The 15,773-nt window shown below is 67.5% G+C and carries 14 protein-coding genes; 11 read left to right on the top strand and 3 right to left on the bottom strand.

All coding sequences use genetic code 11. The features are described 5' to 3' along the window. Window positions 1-120 precede the first annotated feature (120 nt). Window positions 121-1,119 carry an Lrp/AsnC family transcriptional regulator gene (locus tag SD455_RS09100; protein ID WP_445507885.1) on the bottom strand — a complete coding sequence of 333 codons (999 nt, stop codon included), beginning with the start codon at window positions 1,117-1,119 and terminating at the stop codon, window positions 121-123. Window positions 1,120-1,238: 119 nt separating this feature from the next. Here SD455_RS09100 and SD455_RS09095 point away from each other — a divergent pair, with 119 nt between their 5' ends. From SD455_RS09095 to SD455_RS09060, 8 genes are all read left to right on the top strand, one after another. Continuing rightward, window positions 1,239-1,997 (top strand): DUF5058 family protein, encoded by a 759-nt coding sequence (locus tag SD455_RS09095; protein ID WP_070161311.1) that lies wholly within the window; start codon window positions 1,239-1,241, stop codon window positions 1,995-1,997. A gap of 15 nt (window positions 1,998-2,012) precedes the next feature. Beyond that, complete coding sequence (locus SD455_RS09090) at window positions 2,013-2,243, top strand: hypothetical protein (protein ID WP_336581973.1); 231 nt, start codon at window positions 2,013-2,015, stop codon at window positions 2,241-2,243. A 24-nt stretch (window positions 2,244-2,267) separates the two neighbouring features. Further along, complete coding sequence (locus SD455_RS09085; RefSeq protein WP_336581971.1) at window positions 2,268-2,756, top strand: hypothetical protein; 489 nt, start codon at window positions 2,268-2,270, stop codon at window positions 2,754-2,756. A gap of 27 nt (window positions 2,757-2,783) precedes the next feature. Next, window positions 2,784-4,028, top strand: a complete 1,245-nt coding sequence (locus SD455_RS09080; RefSeq protein ID WP_083277649.1) for an amidohydrolase — start codon at window positions 2,784-2,786, stop codon at window positions 4,026-4,028. A 175-nt stretch (window positions 4,029-4,203) separates the two neighbouring features. Then, a complete protein-coding gene (uxaC, locus tag SD455_RS09075; protein WP_070161309.1) occupies window positions 4,204-5,610 on the top strand; it encodes a glucuronate isomerase in 1,407 nt (468 codons plus the stop codon). 77 nt (window positions 5,611-5,687) lie between these two features. Further along, window positions 5,688-7,085, top strand: coding sequence for a mannitol dehydrogenase family protein (locus SD455_RS09070; RefSeq protein WP_445507884.1), 1,398 nt, complete (start codon window positions 5,688-5,690; stop codon window positions 7,083-7,085). A 47-nt stretch (window positions 7,086-7,132) separates the two neighbouring features. Continuing rightward, window positions 7,133-8,362 (top strand): D-mannonate dehydratase ManD, encoded by a 1,230-nt coding sequence (manD, locus tag SD455_RS09065; RefSeq protein ID WP_070161305.1) that lies wholly within the window; start codon window positions 7,133-7,135, stop codon window positions 8,360-8,362. Then, window positions 8,359-8,937, top strand: coding sequence for a gluconokinase (locus SD455_RS09060; protein ID WP_445507883.1), 579 nt, complete (start codon window positions 8,359-8,361; stop codon window positions 8,935-8,937). The genes manD and SD455_RS09060 overlap by 4 nt, the downstream gene beginning before the upstream one ends. An 8-nt stretch (window positions 8,938-8,945) precedes the next feature. On the opposite strand, the gene SD455_RS09055 is transcribed toward SD455_RS09060, so the two are convergent. Both SD455_RS09055 and SD455_RS09050 read right to left on the bottom strand, forming a co-directional pair. Then, a complete protein-coding gene (locus SD455_RS09055; protein WP_070161303.1) occupies window positions 8,946-9,968 on the bottom strand; it encodes a LacI family DNA-binding transcriptional regulator in 1,023 nt (340 codons plus the stop codon). 92 nt (window positions 9,969-10,060) lie between these two features. After that, complete coding sequence (locus SD455_RS09050; protein WP_085437256.1) at window positions 10,061-12,388, bottom strand: glycoside hydrolase family 3 protein; 2,328 nt, start codon at window positions 12,386-12,388, stop codon at window positions 10,061-10,063. Between the two features lie 297 nt (window positions 12,389-12,685). Between SD455_RS09050 and SD455_RS09045 the strand changes: the two genes are divergently transcribed. From SD455_RS09045 to SD455_RS09035, 3 genes are read left to right on the top strand one after another with little or no spacing between them, the layout of a single operon-like run. Next, window positions 12,686-13,696, top strand: coding sequence for a TRAP transporter substrate-binding protein (locus SD455_RS09045; RefSeq protein WP_070161362.1), 1,011 nt, complete (start codon window positions 12,686-12,688; stop codon window positions 13,694-13,696). A gap of 42 nt (window positions 13,697-13,738) precedes the next feature. Next, window positions 13,739-14,317, top strand: a complete 579-nt coding sequence (locus tag SD455_RS09040; RefSeq protein WP_070161301.1) for a TRAP transporter small permease — start codon at window positions 13,739-13,741, stop codon at window positions 14,315-14,317. Next, window positions 14,317-15,627 (top strand): TRAP transporter large permease, encoded by a 1,311-nt coding sequence (locus SD455_RS09035; protein ID WP_201791077.1) that lies wholly within the window; start codon window positions 14,317-14,319, stop codon window positions 15,625-15,627. The genes SD455_RS09040 and SD455_RS09035 overlap by 1 nt, the downstream gene beginning before the upstream one ends. The last annotated feature ends 146 nt before the right edge of the window (window positions 15,628-15,773 follow it).

Below are 15,773 nucleotides of genomic sequence, written 5' to 3'. Positions count from 1 at the left end.
TCAACACAACTCAGTTGCGCCAATTATGGAGAGTGACGCTCGCCACGTCAAGGAGGCTGCTGAGGCGTGTGTGGCCTGGGGCGACTCGCGAGTCATGGGGGATTCTGGCTCCGCTGCAGCTCACCAGTAGTCCGCCGGCTTGGTGAGCAGCTGTCCGGCACGACCCTGCTCGTCGAGGGCCCAGCCGACGCGCTTGGGGATGTGGGTCAGCACGACGCTCTCTGCCAGCTGCAGGCTCGGCAGGGCTTCCTCGATCTGCTGTTCGATCTCGGTGATCTCCGCGGCTGATCGAAGCCACATCATGAACAGGAAGTTCGTCGTGCCTGTCGTGGAGGTGCACAGCCGCAGGGCTCCCATCTGGGCAAGCAGCGCAGCGGCTCGGGGGTGCAGCGTCGTCGGGAGGCGCGCGAACCATTGGCAGACGAGAGGGTAGCCCAGCAGTCCCTGGGCGACGTCGCAGCGCAGGGAGACTCGCCCGCTGGCCAGCACCTGGTGCAGGCGACGGCGTGCGGTGGTGGGTGCGAGGCCGGTCCGTGCGGCGACGGTCCGGGACGAGGCTCTCCCGTCCTCGGCGAGGATCCGGACGATCGGCCCGAAGGAGCGCAGGGAGCGGGGGGTCTGCGGATGGGCGGGTCGTGCCCTCAGCTGACGGATCTGGTCAGGGGAAAGGGCCCCGAGGTCCCAGTCGTCCGCACCCCTGTGCAGTGCGGTGCAGTGGAACGTCTGCCAGCGGAGCAGGCCTGGTATGGCGTCGAAGAGGGGGAATACCCGTTCTCGCAGGTCGCCGGGGTGGGGGACGATCACGGTGAGCAGCAGGTCCCGTCCGCTGGGGGACTCCTCCACCGAGTAGACCTCGGGGAGTGCGCACAGGGCTGCGGTGACGGACCTTCGGGAGGCCGGATCGCAGATGACGCTGTGGAGGGTCAGGGTCATCTCGTCCGGGGTGCCTCGTGGGTGTGCCGTGACCCAGGCGGCGCCGGACCGGCGGAGGTTCTCGAACCGTGCGGCGAGCGTCGAGGGATGGCGGGCGAGCACGGTCCCGAGATGTGTCCAGGAGGCGCGGGGGGAGACCTGGAGTGCATGGATCAATCGCAGGTCTTCCTCAGCAAGAACGGTCATATGTCCATCATCCGACGGGATCTTTGGATTTTTCTCGGAAATCTGGTGAAAGTGTCGGGCGTCACAGTCAAGGTGGAGTCGTCCGCGGAACACCCCTCGACGACGGAGGCATCTCGTCCATGACATCACCCGCCGCCTCGCCTGAGACGTCGACCGATGTGCTGGCTGTGGCGAACATGCCGCTGCTGTGGGTCAGCGCCCTCGGCGTCTTCCTGGTCATCATCGTCCAGACCGCCATCTATATGAAGGCCGCCCGGCGTGCCGGACCCGGAGTCGGCATGGATCGGCACGACCTACGGGTCTCCTTCCGGTCAGGAGCGGTCGCGGCACTGGGCCCCTCCGTAGCCGTGGTGATCGTCGCCCTCTCGCTGCTCGCGCTCTTCGGCACCCCTGGTGTCCTGGTCAGGATCGGTCTCATCGGCTCGGTGGCCTATGAGACCGGCGCAGCGTCGATCGCCGCCGGTGCCGCCGGGGCTGAGCTGGGCGGCCCCGGCTACACGCAGACGGCGTTCGCCGTCGCCTTCTTCGCCATGAGCGCCGGCGGCGCCATGTGGATGCTCGCCACCCTGCTGCTCACTCCGGTCCTGCAGCGCAGTGAGAAGCGGATCGCACGGTTGAACCCGCTGGTGCTGACCGTGGTGCCGGGAGCGGCGCTGGTCGCAGCGTTCCTCTCCCTGGGGATCGCGGAGGTCCGCATCAGCGCGGCGCATACGACCGCGTTGGTCGTCGGGGGCGCCTCCATGGGGCTCGCCGCCTATGCGGCGTCGCGTCTCTCGCTGCCCTGGATCCGGGAGTGGGGGCTGGGCCTCTCCATCCTGTCGGGCCTCGCGGCGGCATATGTCGCAGACCAGGCCGGCCTCGGACTGGGCATCAGCTGACACGGAAGGACACCCATGAGCACCTCCACCCTAGGGAATCCCCCGCGCTCGATGGCGCAGTTCACAGCGACGACGACACGTGCTGGCCGCCTCACCATGATCATCGGGCTGATGGTCTCTCTCTCCGGGCCGCTCTACCTGGTCCTCTTCGCGGACCTGGGCGTCACCGCCTCAGCCCTGCTGACGGCCTTCGCGGCCGTGGCCGGCACGTTCTTCATCATCTGGCTCGTCGAGCCGGTGACCTAATACCCGATCCTGGGCCCTGCCGCCATGTATCAGGCCTTCATGATCGGCAACATCTCCAACAAGCTCCTCCCCTCAGCTGTGGTCGCCCAGCAGAACGTGGGTGCTCAGCCTGGGACCGACCGGGGCAGCCTGGCGGCATCCATGGCGATATGCGGGGCCGCGGTGGTGCACATCGTCTCGCTGGTGATCTTCGTGGGACTGATGGGCACCTGGCTGCTGTCCATCACCCCGGAGACGGTGCTCGAGGTGGTGCGCACCTACGTCGTGCCGGCCGTCTTCGGCGCCGTCGCCGTACAGGCGATCATCACAGTGCGACGACTGCGCCCTGTGGTCATCGCCTTCGCGGTCGCGGTCCTCGTGCAGCTGGGGCTGGTGCCGCTGATGCCCGGCCTGGCATTCGTCGCCACCGGAATCTGTGTGCTCACCACGATCCTGCTGACCTGGTTCCTGCGACCGCGCGTAGCGGAGGGCCGCGCTGAGACCGCAGCGAGCGGGCAGCCCCAGGGGAAGTGACCAGTGACCGACCGGAGAGGAACCACGATGCATGCACCCGTCACGACGACGGCACCCGGACGAATCCACCTCGACGACGAGCCCAGGGGGCGACTGAGACAGGACTACCGGCACCTGCACCGCCACCCCGAGCTCTCGATGCAGGAGCATCACACCGCCGAGTACCTCACCCGCGCACTGGAGGCTGCCGGTCTCGAGACCTTCCGCTGCGGCGGGACCGGGGTCGTCGGGGTGCTGCGCAACGGGGAGGGCCCCACGGTGGCCTTCCGTGCGGACACCGACGGGCTCCCGATCGAGGAGGAGACCGGGCTGCCCTACGCGAGCGGCGCGCGGGGCACGCTGCCGGACGGGACCGAGGTGCCGGTCATGCACGGGTGCGGCCATGACGTCCACACCGCGTGCCTGCTGGGGGCCGTCCGCCACCTGGTCGCCCAGCAGGACGGATGGTCAGGCACCCTGCTCGTCCTCTTCCAGCCGGGCGAGGAGACCGCCGCCGGCGCGCGGGCCATGGTCGAGGACGGCCTCTGGGAGCGGGCGCCCCGGCCCGATGTCATCCTGGGGCAGCATGTCATGCCGATTCCGGCCGGAGAGATCCGGCACATCACGGGGAACGCCATGGCGCTCGCGGACTCGTGGCGAGTGACCCTCCGCGGGCGCCAGTCCCACGGTTCACAGCCTCAGGATGCGATCGACCCCGTGGTCCTGGGTGCCCACATCGTCACGCGACTCCAGACGGTGGTCTCCCGCGAGCTCGACGCCCGGCGCTCCGCAGTGGTGACGGTGGGGACCTTCCACGCGGGGCTCAAGGAGAACATCATCCCGGAGCAGGCGGAGATCACGCTGAACATCCGCAGTCTGGACGAGCAGACCCGCCGGCGCGTCCTCACCGCGGTGCGGCGCGTCATCCTGGCCGAGGCGGAGGCGTCCGCCGCCCCGGCGCCGGTCATCGAAGAGCTCTACACATTCCCGCTGCTCACCAACGACCCCGACTGGACGGCTTCGATCGTCGAGGCCCTGGGCGCCGAGCTCGGCCCGGACCAGGTGATGGAGAGCGAGCCGCTCATGGGCTCGGAGGACTTCGGCACGCTGCCGGCCTCCGCCGGCGTCCCCGGCGTGTACTGGTACTTCGGAGGACATGATGCGCAGACCCTGGCAGGGGAGCACGTGCCGATGAACCATTCGCCGCACTTCGCCCCGGAGGAGGAGACCACCTTGGAGACGGGCGTGCGGGCCGCGGTGGCGGCGCTGTGCCGAGCCTTCAGAGCGGGGTGAGCTCGGGCGCCCTTCAGCGGAAGGCGGCCTCCCCGGTGAGGCGCTGACCGATTCCAGGTCGTTCGCGTGCCGCAACGGGGAGTGCTCGGCAGTGGCGAGCGCGGCCGCCCACCGATGGTGGCAACTTCTGGCAAGAGATTGCCCGGGGGGTCTGCGCGGGCCAAGCATAGTGCCCATGCCGACTGAGATTGCTGATCACGCGGATCGTCTGTTGCCGGCCGACCCGAGGGTGCGTGAGATCGCCAGAGACCTCCACGCCGAGGTGGAGGCCCTGCCGATCGTCTCCCCGCATGGACACGTGGACGCCGCCATGCTGGCCGACGACACTCCCTTTCCGGACCCCACAGCGCTGCTGATCAGCCCCGATCACTACGTCACCCGACTGATCCACGCCAACGGCGTGCCGCTGGAGCAGCTGCGGGTCGGCGGGAGCGCCGAGGTCTCCCCGCGGGAGGCGTGGCGCATCTTCTGCGCGCACTGGGCGGATTTCGACGGCACCGCATCCGGGTACTGGCTGCGGCAGGAGTTCACCGGGGTCTTCGGCATCGACGATTCGACCATCACCGAGGACCGTGCCGACGAGCTCTATGACGCGATCTCCGAGCGCATCGCAGCACCGGACTTTCGGCCGCGGGCGCTGTTCGACCAGTTCGGCATCGAAGTCCTGGCCACCACCGACGATCCGCTGGACGATCTGGAGGCCCACCGTCGGCTGGCTGAGGATCCCACCTTCACCGGTCGGGTCCTGCCGACGTTCCGTCCTGACCGATACCTGAAGTTCGGTCCCGAGTTCCGTCAGGTCGTCGAAGCCCTGGTGGAGACGGTCGGAGGCGGAGTCTCCGGATACGCCGGGTATCTGCGCGCCCTCCAGGCCCGTCGCGGGTACTTCATCGACCACGGGGCGGTCTCCGCCGACCACGGGGCCCACACCCCACGCACTCTGCGGATGGACAAGTCCGAGGCCGAGGCTCTGTTTGAGAAGGGCATGACCGGCACGGCCACGCTGGAGGAGGCCCGCGCCTTCGAAGCGCACATGATGTATCAGATGGCGCAGATGTCGGCCGAGGACGGACTGGTCATGACGGTCCATCCTGGTGTGCACCGCAACACCCACACACCGACTCTTGAACGCTTCGGCCCGGACACCGGACATGACATCCCCTTCGCCGTGGACTACTCGAGCGGACTGCGTCCGGTGCTTGAGGACTTCGGCACCGTGGAGGGTTTCCATCTCATTCCCTTCACCATCGATGAGTCGGTCTACTCTCGCGAGATCGCCCCTCTGGCGGGCTTCTACCCCTCGGTGTTCGTCGGTGCCCCGTGGTGGTTCCTTGACGCACCGGACGCGATGCTGCGCTTCCGTGCCGCGGTCACCGAGACCACCGGGTTCACCCGCTCCTCGGGCTTCATCGATGACACCCGTGCCTTCTGCTCGATCCCGGCTCGTCATGACGCCTCACGCAGGGTGGAGGCCTCATTCCTGGCCAGACTGGTGGCAGAGCACCGCATCACCGAAGCTCGTGCTCATCAGGCGATCGTCGAGCTGGTCGACACCTCACCCAGGAGGGCCTTCAAGCTGTGAACGACGCATCGAATACGACAGGGGACACTCTCTCTCTCCTGAACCGCACCGATCACCAGACGGCACCAGCTCCGCGCGTGCGCATCGTGCACATCGGTCTCGGCGCCTTTCACCGGGCCCATCAGGCCTGGTACACGGCACTGGCGGATCCGCGGGGGGAGTGGGGCATCGCCGCCTTCACCGGACGCACCCGGACGGCGGCAGACCACCTCACCGCCCAGGACGGCCTGTACACATTGGTCACCCGCGGCCCGCTGGGCGATGAGTTCGACGTGGTGACCTCCATCGCCGAAGCTCATGACGGGGCGGACGTGGAGGCCCTGAGCGGTCTGATCTCTCGGGCCGAGACTGCGCTGATCACGCTGACCATCACCGAGGCCGGATATCACCTCACCCCTGGGCCGGAGGGCCTCCAGCTCGACACTGCCGATGAGGTCGTCGCTGCGGACGTCGCGGCGCTGCGCACCCACCGGACCGGAGGCGCCTTCACCCTCGGAGACGCCGGTCTGACCGGAGACGGCGTCCGCAGCGCCGCCGCACGCATGGTGGTGGGGCTGGCGGCGCGTCGCGCCGCCGGCTCAGGTCCGCTGGCCGTGGTCTCCTGCGACAACCTGCCCGGCAACGGGGCAGCGGCACGGGCGGCCGTCCTGGGGACGGCGCGGCTGGTCGACGAGGACCTCGCCGCATGGATCGCAGAGCAGATCTCGTTCGTCGACTCCTCCATCGACCGCATCACGCCGCGGACCGCTGAGGAGGATCGCGCCGCCGTCGCGGCCGCCACGGGTCGGACGGACCAGACTCCAGTGGTCACCGAGCCCTTCACCTCCTGGGTGCTCAGCGGCCGGTTCCCCGCCGGTCGACCGTGCTGGGAAGATGCCGGGGCCGTGTTCGTCGAGGACGTGGAACCCTTCGAGCGCCGCAAACTGTGGATGCTCAACGGTGCTCACTCGCTAATGGCCTACGCGGGACAGCTGCGTGGTCACTCCACCGTCTCCGAGGCTCTGGGCGACTCTGCCGTCTCCGACTGGGTCGAGGAGCTCTGGGACGCCGCCGGAGCCCATCTCCAGGACCCTGCGCTGGGCATCCCCGAGTACCGGGCCGCGTTGCGCGCCCGGTTCGAGAACCCCAGGATCGCACACCATCTGGCTCAGATCGGAGCCGACGGATCGCTCAAGCTGGCAGCCCGAGCGGTGCCGATCCTCCAGGCCGAACGGAGGGCCGGACGTCCCGGCACCGCTGCGCTGCGAGCCATCGCGGCCTGGATGGACCAGATCTGCGCACAGTTTGAGACAGGCCGGGAGCTCCACGACTCGGCTGCTGAGCGCCTCCGCGCCGTCATCGCTGAGGCCGACGACGCTGAGGCCGTCGACGACGCGCAGACTTCTGCCCTGCTCGCCGTCATCGACCCTGTGCTGGCTGAGGAGACCGAGGTCGTCACCGCGGTCCAGGGACTGCGCGGCACCTTCACCGACTGAAGTCACCCCCGGCGGAGCGCAGCTCCGCCCCACTGAGAGGACATCGTATGAAGATCACGAAGGCCGAAGTCTTCGTCACCAGTCCGTCCCGCAACTTCGTCACGCTCCGTGTGGAGACCGACGAAGGTCTGGTCGGGATCGGCGACGCCACGCTGAACGGCCGAGAGCTCGCAGTGGCCGCGTATCTGCGCGAGCACGTGACCCAGCTCCTGATCGGCCGGGACCCGCACCGGATCGAGGACACCTGGCAGTTCCTGTACCGGTCCTCCTACTGGCGCCGTGGACCGGTCACGATGGCGGCGATCGCGGCTGTCGACATGGCCCTGTGGGACATCAAGGGGAAGGCGGCCGGCATGCCCGTCTACCAGCTGCTCGGCGGCGCCTCACGGACAGGGCTGCGCGCCTACGGCCATGCCTCAGGGACCGACATCCCCGAGCTGTTCGACTCGGTCCGGGAGCACCTGGAGCTGGGCTATCGGTCCATCCGCATCCAGACCGCAGTGCCGGGGCTCAAGGCCGTCTACGGCGTGGCCGCCCAGGTGCAGAGCTCCGGGGAGCGTTACGACTACGAACCCGCCGGACGCGGCGCCTTCCCGCAGGAGGAGGACTGGGACACCCGGGCCTACCTGCGCCACCTGCCCACAGTGTTCGAAGCTGTCCGCAACGAGTTCGGCCCTGAGCTTCCGCTGCTCCATGACGGACACCACCGGATGACCCCCATCCAGGCGGCCAAGCTCGGCAAGGCATTGGAGCCCTACGATCTGTTCTGGCTGGAGGACTGCACTCCTGCGGAGAACCAGGACGCCCTGCGCCTGGTCCGTCAGCACACCACCACCCCGCTGGCCATCGGTGAGATCTTCAACACCGTCTGGGACTTCCAGGCACTGATCAGCGAGCAGCTCATCGACTACGTGCGGGCCGCCTCCACGCACTTCGGCGGCATCTCGCCGTTGAAGAAGGTGATGGACTACGCGGCGCAGTATCAGATCAAGTCCGGCTTCCACGGGCCCACCGACATCTCACCCATCGGATTCGCCGCCCAGCTGCACGTCGGGCTCGCCATCCACAACTACGGGCTGCAGGAGTACATGCCGCACTCCCCGGCGACCAACGAGGTCTTCGAGCAGTCCATGACCTTCACCGACGGCTATCTGCACCCGGGGCAGGCCCCGGGGCTCGGCGTCGAGTTCAACGTCGAGGCTGCGGAGAAGCACCCATACCAGCAGGCGTACCTGCCGTACAACCGTCTGGCTGACGGGACGGTCCACGACTGGTGAGCGCGAGCATCCCGCAGACTCCCGCGCGGCCGCCTCAGGGAGACTCCTCGCGCGTCTCCAGCGGTGGGCCGCACCGTGTGGTGGTCATGGGGGTCTCTGGCTGCGGCAAGACCACGGTGGGGGAGCTGCTCGCCGCGCAGCTCGACGGCAGGTTCCTCGACGGCGACGTCCTGCATCCCGAATCCAACATCGCGAAGATGCGTTCGGGGGTTCCCCTGGAGGACGCAGACCGCGAACCCTGGCTTCGACAGATCGGAGAGCTGCTGGCCGACGCCGCCGACGACGGCGGAGCCCTGGTGATCGGCTGTTCGGCGTTGAAGCACAGCTACCGGGAGATCATCCGTGAGGCGTCGCCGGAGGTGACGTTCCTGCACCTGCATGGGAGCCGGGAGCTGCTCGCCCAGCGTCTGGAGGCGAGGCCTGGACACTTCATGCCGGCGAGCCTGCTGGACTCCCAGCTCGCCACGCTGGAGATGCTCCAGCCCGACGAATCAGGACGGATGGTCGACATCTCGACTCCGGTGGCCGCTGTGGTGGACCAGGCCCGGAGCTGGCTGACGGGCTCTGCCGCCTGAATCGTCCCTCAGGCCGACGGCGGGCGGCCCGATGCCGGCCCGCTGGAGGAGCGCTCTACGAGTTTCGTGGGCAGCAGAACGGGTTCCTCCGAGGAGATCGCCCCGTTGATGATCGCGATCAGGTTCTTCACCGCCATCTCTCCCTGGTGCTGCAAGGGGGACGCCACTGACGTCAGGGCCGGGGTGGTGAGCAGCCCGATGCGGCTGTTGTCGAAACCGATGACGCTGACATCGGTCGGCACGTCCAGACCTGTCGCCTGCAGGCGGCGGATGAAACCCACCGCCATGATGTCGTTGTAGCAGATCACGCCTGTGGTGGGAGCCTCCGCCCATGCTCTCGCGGCCTGTTCGCCTCCGGCCACAGTGGGGACGCCGGGCCCGATGCGGCGAGTGCGGATGTCCAGGTCGATCCCGGCCTCCTGGGCTCCCCGCCAGCGCATGCCGTCCGTCCATGACGCTTCAGGGCCGGCCACGTAGGCCAACGAGTCGTGCCCGTGGGCGCCGAGGTGCTCAGCGGCCCTGCGCGTCCCGCGCGCGCTGTCAGTGAGCACGCTGGGCAGGCCCCGCACCTGGCGGTTCAAGGTGATCAGCGGGCGCTGCTTGGCGATTGCGTGTATCCCGGCATCCGAGAGCCGTGGGCTGGTCAGCACCAGACCGTCGACAGCGGGCAGGAACTGCTCGGCGGCGCGGCGCTCTCTCTCGTCCGACTCCTGGGCGTCGAACAGGATCACGGTGTATCCCGCCTCCTCGGCAGCCGCCTCGGCGCCGCGGATGACGTCGTGGAACACCGGATTGGCGATGTCTGCGACCACAATGGCCAGCAAACGTGTCGGCAGGGCGGTCAGCCCGGGGGAGGGCGGGCGTCTGCCGTAGCCCAGCGCTTCGGCGGCGCGACGAACCTTGTCCGCCGTCTGGGTGCTCACGCGACCGGGCCGAGCCAGCGCCCGGGAGACCGTCGAGGGGGCGACCCCTGCACGTTCGGCGACGTCATAGATGGTCGGAGGCCTCACCCGCTTCGCATCATCCGCCATGTGCGTGAGAGTACTCAGAGCACCGGACGGCGGCAACTCAAGGAAGACCCTCAAGGTGCCGCCGTCGAGCTCGTGGCGAGTCGCCGCGGGATCTACCTGCCCTCTTCGTAGGTGAGGCCGTGGCCGAACTCGAACAGGGCGCCGTCCTCGGTGTCGGCATATCCAGGGGCGTCGCTGTTCTGATCGATGACCGCCTGACGGGTGGAGGGCAGGGCGAAAGGCAGCCTGCCCTGCGGCGCATGCTCACCGGAGAGCACATCCATCAGGGCCGTGTCGCTCATGCCGAACCCGGCGACGATCGCACCGGCATCGAGCAGGCCGCTGTCCTCGTCCAGGACGTAGGGCTGGCGGAAGTAGACGTGCAGAACGACCTTGCTGGGGTCGTCCACCTCGTCCATGACCTCCTGGATCGTCTCCAGGGACGGGACGACCTCCCAGGACTCGGCCTCTTCCATCCCGGTGAAGTCCAGGATGGAGGACTCCCACGGATATGAGCCTCCGAAGATCAGGCCGTCATCGGTGCAGTCTTCGGCGCGATAGGCCACGCACGCGTCCGCGGCTCCGTAGGGGCTCCACCCGTCGAGGCCCTCCAGGCCGTCGATGGTGATCGGGTTGGTGTGTTCCAGATCGAGGCCGAACTCCTCATCGTCGCTGACATACTCGTCAGAGACATTGCGTGCCGTTATGGAGATCAGCACGTGGTCGCTCCCTTCGGCGCTGGGGCGTTCCTGGTCCTCGTCGACGTTGCCGTCGACGACGTCGAAGCCGTACTCGGCGACCGTCTCCTCGGTGAAGTCACCCAGGATGTAGACCTCCGAATCGGTCTCCAGGGGCAGGGTGGGCTCGCCGTCGACGTCCTCGTTCTGCAGCAGAGTCAGCGACTGCCGCTGCAGGTCCAGGCCGAGCTCCCGGTTCTCCTGGGCGCCGATGGTGGCTGTGGCAGCCTCGGGGTCAGCGTAGGGGTTCTCGAAGAGCCCCATCTGGAACATCGGTGTCAGCAGCCGCTCTGCCGCCTCGTCCACCCGCTCCTCGGTGACGAGGCCGTCATCGACGAGATCAAGGATGACGTCGACCTCGTTGAACCCGGAGAGGGTGTCCGTCCCGGCGTTGATCGAGGCCGCGACCCGCTCAGGCACGGAGGCCTCCTCCAGTCCCCAGGCCCGGTCGTTGATGATGCCGGTGTCGGAGTTGACGTACCCGCCGAAGTCGAGGTTCTCGCGCAGCAGCCCGTCGATGATCTCATCGGAGAAGGCGAAGCCGGTCTCGTCGTACTGCTGTTCGTCATGGGTCACATCCATCGGGATGCCGTAGTACGGCATGATGGAGGAGACTCCTGCATCGATGGCGGCCTCGAAGGGCAGCAGGTGCTCCCCGAAGGCGTCGGTGGGGTAGACCTGTGATTTCCCGAAGGCGTAATGCGGGTCCAGCCCCAGCTCCTGAGGCCCGCCGCCCGGGAAGTGCTTCAGCGTCAGTGCCACTGCTGTGTCGGGGGACAGGGAGACGCCGTCCTGGTCGACAGGGCCCTGCAGGGTGCCGACCAGGGTCTCCATGATGTCTGCGGCCAGCGCCGCATCCTCCGTGAACGTCTCATGAGTCCGGTACCAGCGCGGCTCGGTGGCGAGGTCGGCCATGTAGCCGTACATTCCACGCAGTCCGATGGATTCCCACTCCTGACCCATGACCTGCGCGAAGTCCTCCACCACACTCATGTCGCCGGTGGTCGGCGCTTCCCCAGTGGCCTCCGCCTCAGCTCCGAGTGCCGCCGCGGCGATGCCCGCCTCCTTGGGGAACGCGCTGAAGGCTCCCGCCGATTCGTTGATCCCGGCACGGGCGTCCGGGTCGATGTGGTTGCGCGCATTGGACTTGAACAGCGCCGGGATGCCCAATCGGGTGGCTTCGCTCAGCTCCTGCACGGCGTTCGTGAACTCCGCCGCCTCCGCCGGGGTCACGCTGGTGCTCGCCCGGAAGCCGCCGTCGGGATCCCCGCATTCGGCGTCGTCCTCATGGGTGACCTCGTTGCGGAAGACGAATCGGTGCATGTGCTCGGTGTCGATGTAGTCCTCGGCATGCTCCGGCACCGCGCCGCGCTCCTCGTCCAGGCACTCTGCATTGAGCGTGTCGATGAGCATCAGGCCGGCCTTCTCCTCCAGGGTCATCCGGCCCACCAGATCCGTGACGCGCTCCGAGGTGGGCAGGCGCCAGTCCTCATAGGGATCCAGTTCACCGTTGTCGTTCAGGTCGCGGAAGCTCTCTCCGTCGACCTCGATGATCTCGGCGACCCGGGAGTCGAGCTCCGGCGGCTCTTCGGATGCGCTCTCTGTGGGAGTGGCGCAGGACGTGGCGACCAGGGTCAGGCCGAGCGGGACAGGGAGAAGACCACGACGCAGGGTGCGTCGCCGTGGCGGGTGAGACGTCGTCATTGAGTGATCCTCCATTCGGTGTGGAGTGATCAGGATCACGGCGTGCGACGCCGACCGGCAACAAGTTGCCATGAGTTGCCGCTCCCCAGGCTGCAGTGCGGAGCGAGGGGTTCAGCGCCGGGGCCAGGGATGTGTCCTGGGCCACGTAGTCTGGCAACTCGTGGCAACAACTTCCCTGCCTTTCTGCGGTCTGACGACAATGCAGGTCTGAGGCTGTTCCTGTTCTGAGCGGCCGGATCACCCCACGGCGGCGACGAGGACGTCGTGGACGCACCGATGAAGGATGGACTGATTTCGATGAACAGCACCAGAACCCCGATCATCATCTCCAGCGTGGCCACAGTGACCCTGCTGCTGAGCGCCTGCGGCGGTGAGGCGGCAGATGGTGCCGACGCCGGCCAGACGCTGCGGCTGGCGCTGAACCAGTCTGAGGATCACCCGTCGTACATCGCGCTGGAGAACTTCAACGACCATCTCGCAGAGAACACGGAGGGGTGGGAGATCGACGTCTACCCCAATGAGACGCTCGGCGCGCAGGCCGAGGCTCTGCAGCTGGTCAGCGATGGAAGCGTGGACATGGCCATCGTCTCCGGCGCCCAGCTGGAGAACCTCAACGACGACTTCATGGTGTTCAACCTGCCGCGGGTCTTCGACGACGTCGACCATCAGATGGACGTCATCCACGACCCGGAGATCACCGGCGACCTCTATGCCTCGCTCGAGGACTCCCACAGCTTCACCGTGCTCGGAGGCTTCACTCAGGGGGCCCGAAGCGTCTACACCACGGACGGGCCGATCGAGACTCCGGAGGACCTCAGCGGACAGAACCTGCGCATCCAGGAGTCCCCGATCAACATCGCCATGGCTGAGGCGCTGGGCGGGTCCGCGACGCCGATGGCCTATGGAGAGCTGTACACCGGGCTGCAGTCCGGTGTGGTGGACGCTGCCGAGAACAACGAAGTCTCCTACTACACGCAAGGACACTACGAGGTGGCGCCCTACTGGTCCTACACGAACCACTTGGTGGGTCTGGACTACCTGATCATCAACTCCGACGTCCTGGACTCGATGAGCGAGGAGGACCGTGCGACCTTCGACGAGGGCTGGGCCGCCGCCCACCAGGAGCACACCGAGCTCTGGGCCGAGGCCACCGAGGAGGCCATCGCAGGAGCCGAGGCTGGCGGCGCCGAGTTCTCAGAGGTCGATGACGAGGCCTTCGACGACGAGCTCACGGCGATGGTCGAGGAGTTCATCACCACCGACTCCCAGCAGGAGCTCCATGACGCCGCACGGGATGCGGCTGAGTGATCCTGCTGTGCTGCCCGTGCCGGTGATGGTCGGAGGTGTGACGTGGACATTCTGAAGAAGTCCTTGGACAGAGGCCTCTACTGGATCACCGTGGTGCTCTTCGCGCTGCTGGTCCTGGTGGTGGTGTGGCAGGTCTTCAGCCGGCAGGTCGCCGGGAGTCCGGCCACCTGGACTGAAGAGGGGGCTCGGCTGACGTTCGTGTGGTTGGGGCTCTTCGCCTCGGCGTTCGTCTTCGGGGAGCGTGGCCACATCGCCGTGGAGTTCCTGGCGCGGAAGCTCCCCAGCGGAGCCGAGCGACTGCTCTCCGTGCTGGTCCAGGTGGTGGTGCTCACCTTCTCTCTCGTCGTGCTGATCTGGGGAGGATGGCGGGCGTCGCAGAACGCCTGGAACCAGGAGCTGAGTGCGTTGCCGTTCACCGTGGGGCAGATGTATCTGGCGCTCCCGGTGACCGGGGTGCTGATCACCTTCTACGCGCTGTACTACATCCAGGCGCTGGTGCGTGAGGCTGAACCTCCGTATCCCGACACCAGCGACGAGGACGACCCGCAGGTCCAGGTGACGAAGTACACCGACCGCAGCACGATCCTGCCCAGTACGGATGACCCACGGAAGGGGAAGTGATGGAGCCTGCGACGCTGACCGGACTCATCCTGCTGGTCGGGATCATCATCGGCATGGCCTTCTCCGTGCCGATCGCGGTGGTCATCGGCGCCGTCTCGTTCCTCGCCGCCATCCCGCTGCTCGGGCTGCAGGAGGCCGCGCTGATCAGCGCTCAGCAGATGTTCACCGGGATCAACTCCTTCCCGCTGTTGGCCATCCCCCTGTTCGTGCTGGCCGGGGTGCTCATGAACAACGGCGGGATCGCCGGGCGACTGGTCGATGCTGCCAAGGTGGTCACCGGTCGGATGCCGGCCTCCATGGCGCAGACCAATGTCGTGGCCAACGGCCTCTTCGGCTCCGTCTCCGGCGCGGCGGTCGCCTCGGCGGCGGCGGTCGGGACGGTGATGAACCCGAGGATGACCCAGGAGGGCTACGACCGCCGCTTCAGCGCCTCAGTGAACATCGCCTCGGCCCCGGCAGGGATGCTGCTGCCGCCGTCGAACACGTTCATCGTCTATGCGCTGGTCTCCGGGACCTCCATCGCAGCACTCTTCATGGCCGGCGTGGTCCCGGGAATCCTCTGGGTGCTGGCCTGCATGGTGGTGGTGCTCGTCTACGCCCTGCGCCAGCCCGGGCGACTGCGCACCCCGGAGCGGGTGAGCTTCGTGCAGGCACTGAGGGTGCTGTGGAGGGCATTCCCCTCGCTGCTGATGATCGTGATCGTGGTCGGCGGCATCATCGCCGGATACTTCACCGCCACGGAGTCCGCGGCGATCGCTGTGGTCTACTGCTTGGTGCTCTCCGCCTTCTACCGAACCATCCGAGTGCAGGATCTGCCGCAGATCCTCGTCGACGCAGGCCGCACGACGGCCATCGTGATGCTGCTGGTGGGCGTCTCCACAGTGCTGTCCTTCGTGCTGTCCTTCGCGAGGATCCCCCCGTTGATCTCGGACCTGGTCCTCGGTCTGACCGAGAGCGAGATCGTGGTGCTGCTGCTGATGATGGCGGTGCTCATCGCGATCGGGACATTCATGGATCCCACTCCGGCGATCCTGATCTTCGTGCCGATCTTCCTGCCCATCGCCCTAGAGTTCGGCATCGACCCGGTGCACTTCGGAACTATGGTCGTGATGAACCTGTCGCTCGGTGTGATCACGCCCCCGATCGGCAACGTGCTATTCGTCGGGGCGCGGGTGGCGCGGCTCCGCATCGAGCCGGTGATCGGGAAGCTCTGGCCGTTCCTCCTGGCGATCCTGGTGGCGCTGCTGCTGGTGGTGTTCGTCCCTGAGCTCTCACTGACGGTGCCGCGGCTGAGCGGTCTCATGGACTGACGCGCCTCGGACGGCGGACGGTGTCGCTGGTCTCCCCGGGCAGAATCTCACGTCGCGCGCCGGGGTGCTTGAGGCCGAGGCGGATGCTGCCGGCAGCGCTGGTGCTGCTGCCGGTGTGGAGACTCCAGCGGTCTAGGATCTGCTGC

Source organism: Nesterenkonia sp. K-15-9-6, from assembly GCF_052656005.1.
This window is presented reverse-complemented; position numbering and strand designations above follow the sequence as displayed.

What these genes read in the sequence shown, in the direction of transcription:
- SD455_RS09100 (WP_445507885.1), bottom strand. Translation starts at nt 1,119, where the DNA reads ATGACCGTTCTTGCTGAGGAAGACCTGCGATTGATCCATGCACTCCAG.
- SD455_RS09095 (WP_070161311.1), top strand. Translation starts at nt 1,239, where the DNA reads ATGACATCACCCGCCGCCTCGCCTGAGACGTCGACCGATGTGCTGGCT.
- SD455_RS09090 (WP_336581973.1), top strand. Translation starts at nt 2,013, where the DNA reads ATGAGCACCTCCACCCTAGGGAATCCCCCGCGCTCGATGGCGCAGTTC.
- SD455_RS09085 (WP_336581971.1), top strand. Translation starts at nt 2,268, where the DNA reads ATGTATCAGGCCTTCATGATCGGCAACATCTCCAACAAGCTCCTCCCC.
- SD455_RS09080 (WP_083277649.1), top strand. Translation starts at nt 2,784, where the DNA reads ATGCATGCACCCGTCACGACGACGGCACCCGGACGAATCCACCTCGAC.
- uxaC (WP_070161309.1), top strand. Translation starts at nt 4,204, where the DNA reads ATGCCGACTGAGATTGCTGATCACGCGGATCGTCTGTTGCCGGCCGAC.
- manD (WP_070161305.1), top strand. Translation starts at nt 7,133, where the DNA reads ATGAAGATCACGAAGGCCGAAGTCTTCGTCACCAGTCCGTCCCGCAAC.
- SD455_RS09055 (WP_070161303.1), bottom strand. Translation starts at nt 9,968, where the DNA reads ATGGCGGATGATGCGAAGCGGGTGAGGCCTCCGACCATCTATGACGTC.
- SD455_RS09050 (WP_085437256.1), bottom strand. Translation starts at nt 12,388, where the DNA reads ATGACGACGTCTCACCCGCCACGGCGACGCACCCTGCGTCGTGGTCTT.
- SD455_RS09045 (WP_070161362.1), top strand. Translation starts at nt 12,686, where the DNA reads ATGAACAGCACCAGAACCCCGATCATCATCTCCAGCGTGGCCACAGTG.
- SD455_RS09035 (WP_201791077.1), top strand. Translation starts at nt 14,317, where the DNA reads ATGGAGCCTGCGACGCTGACCGGACTCATCCTGCTGGTCGGGATCATC.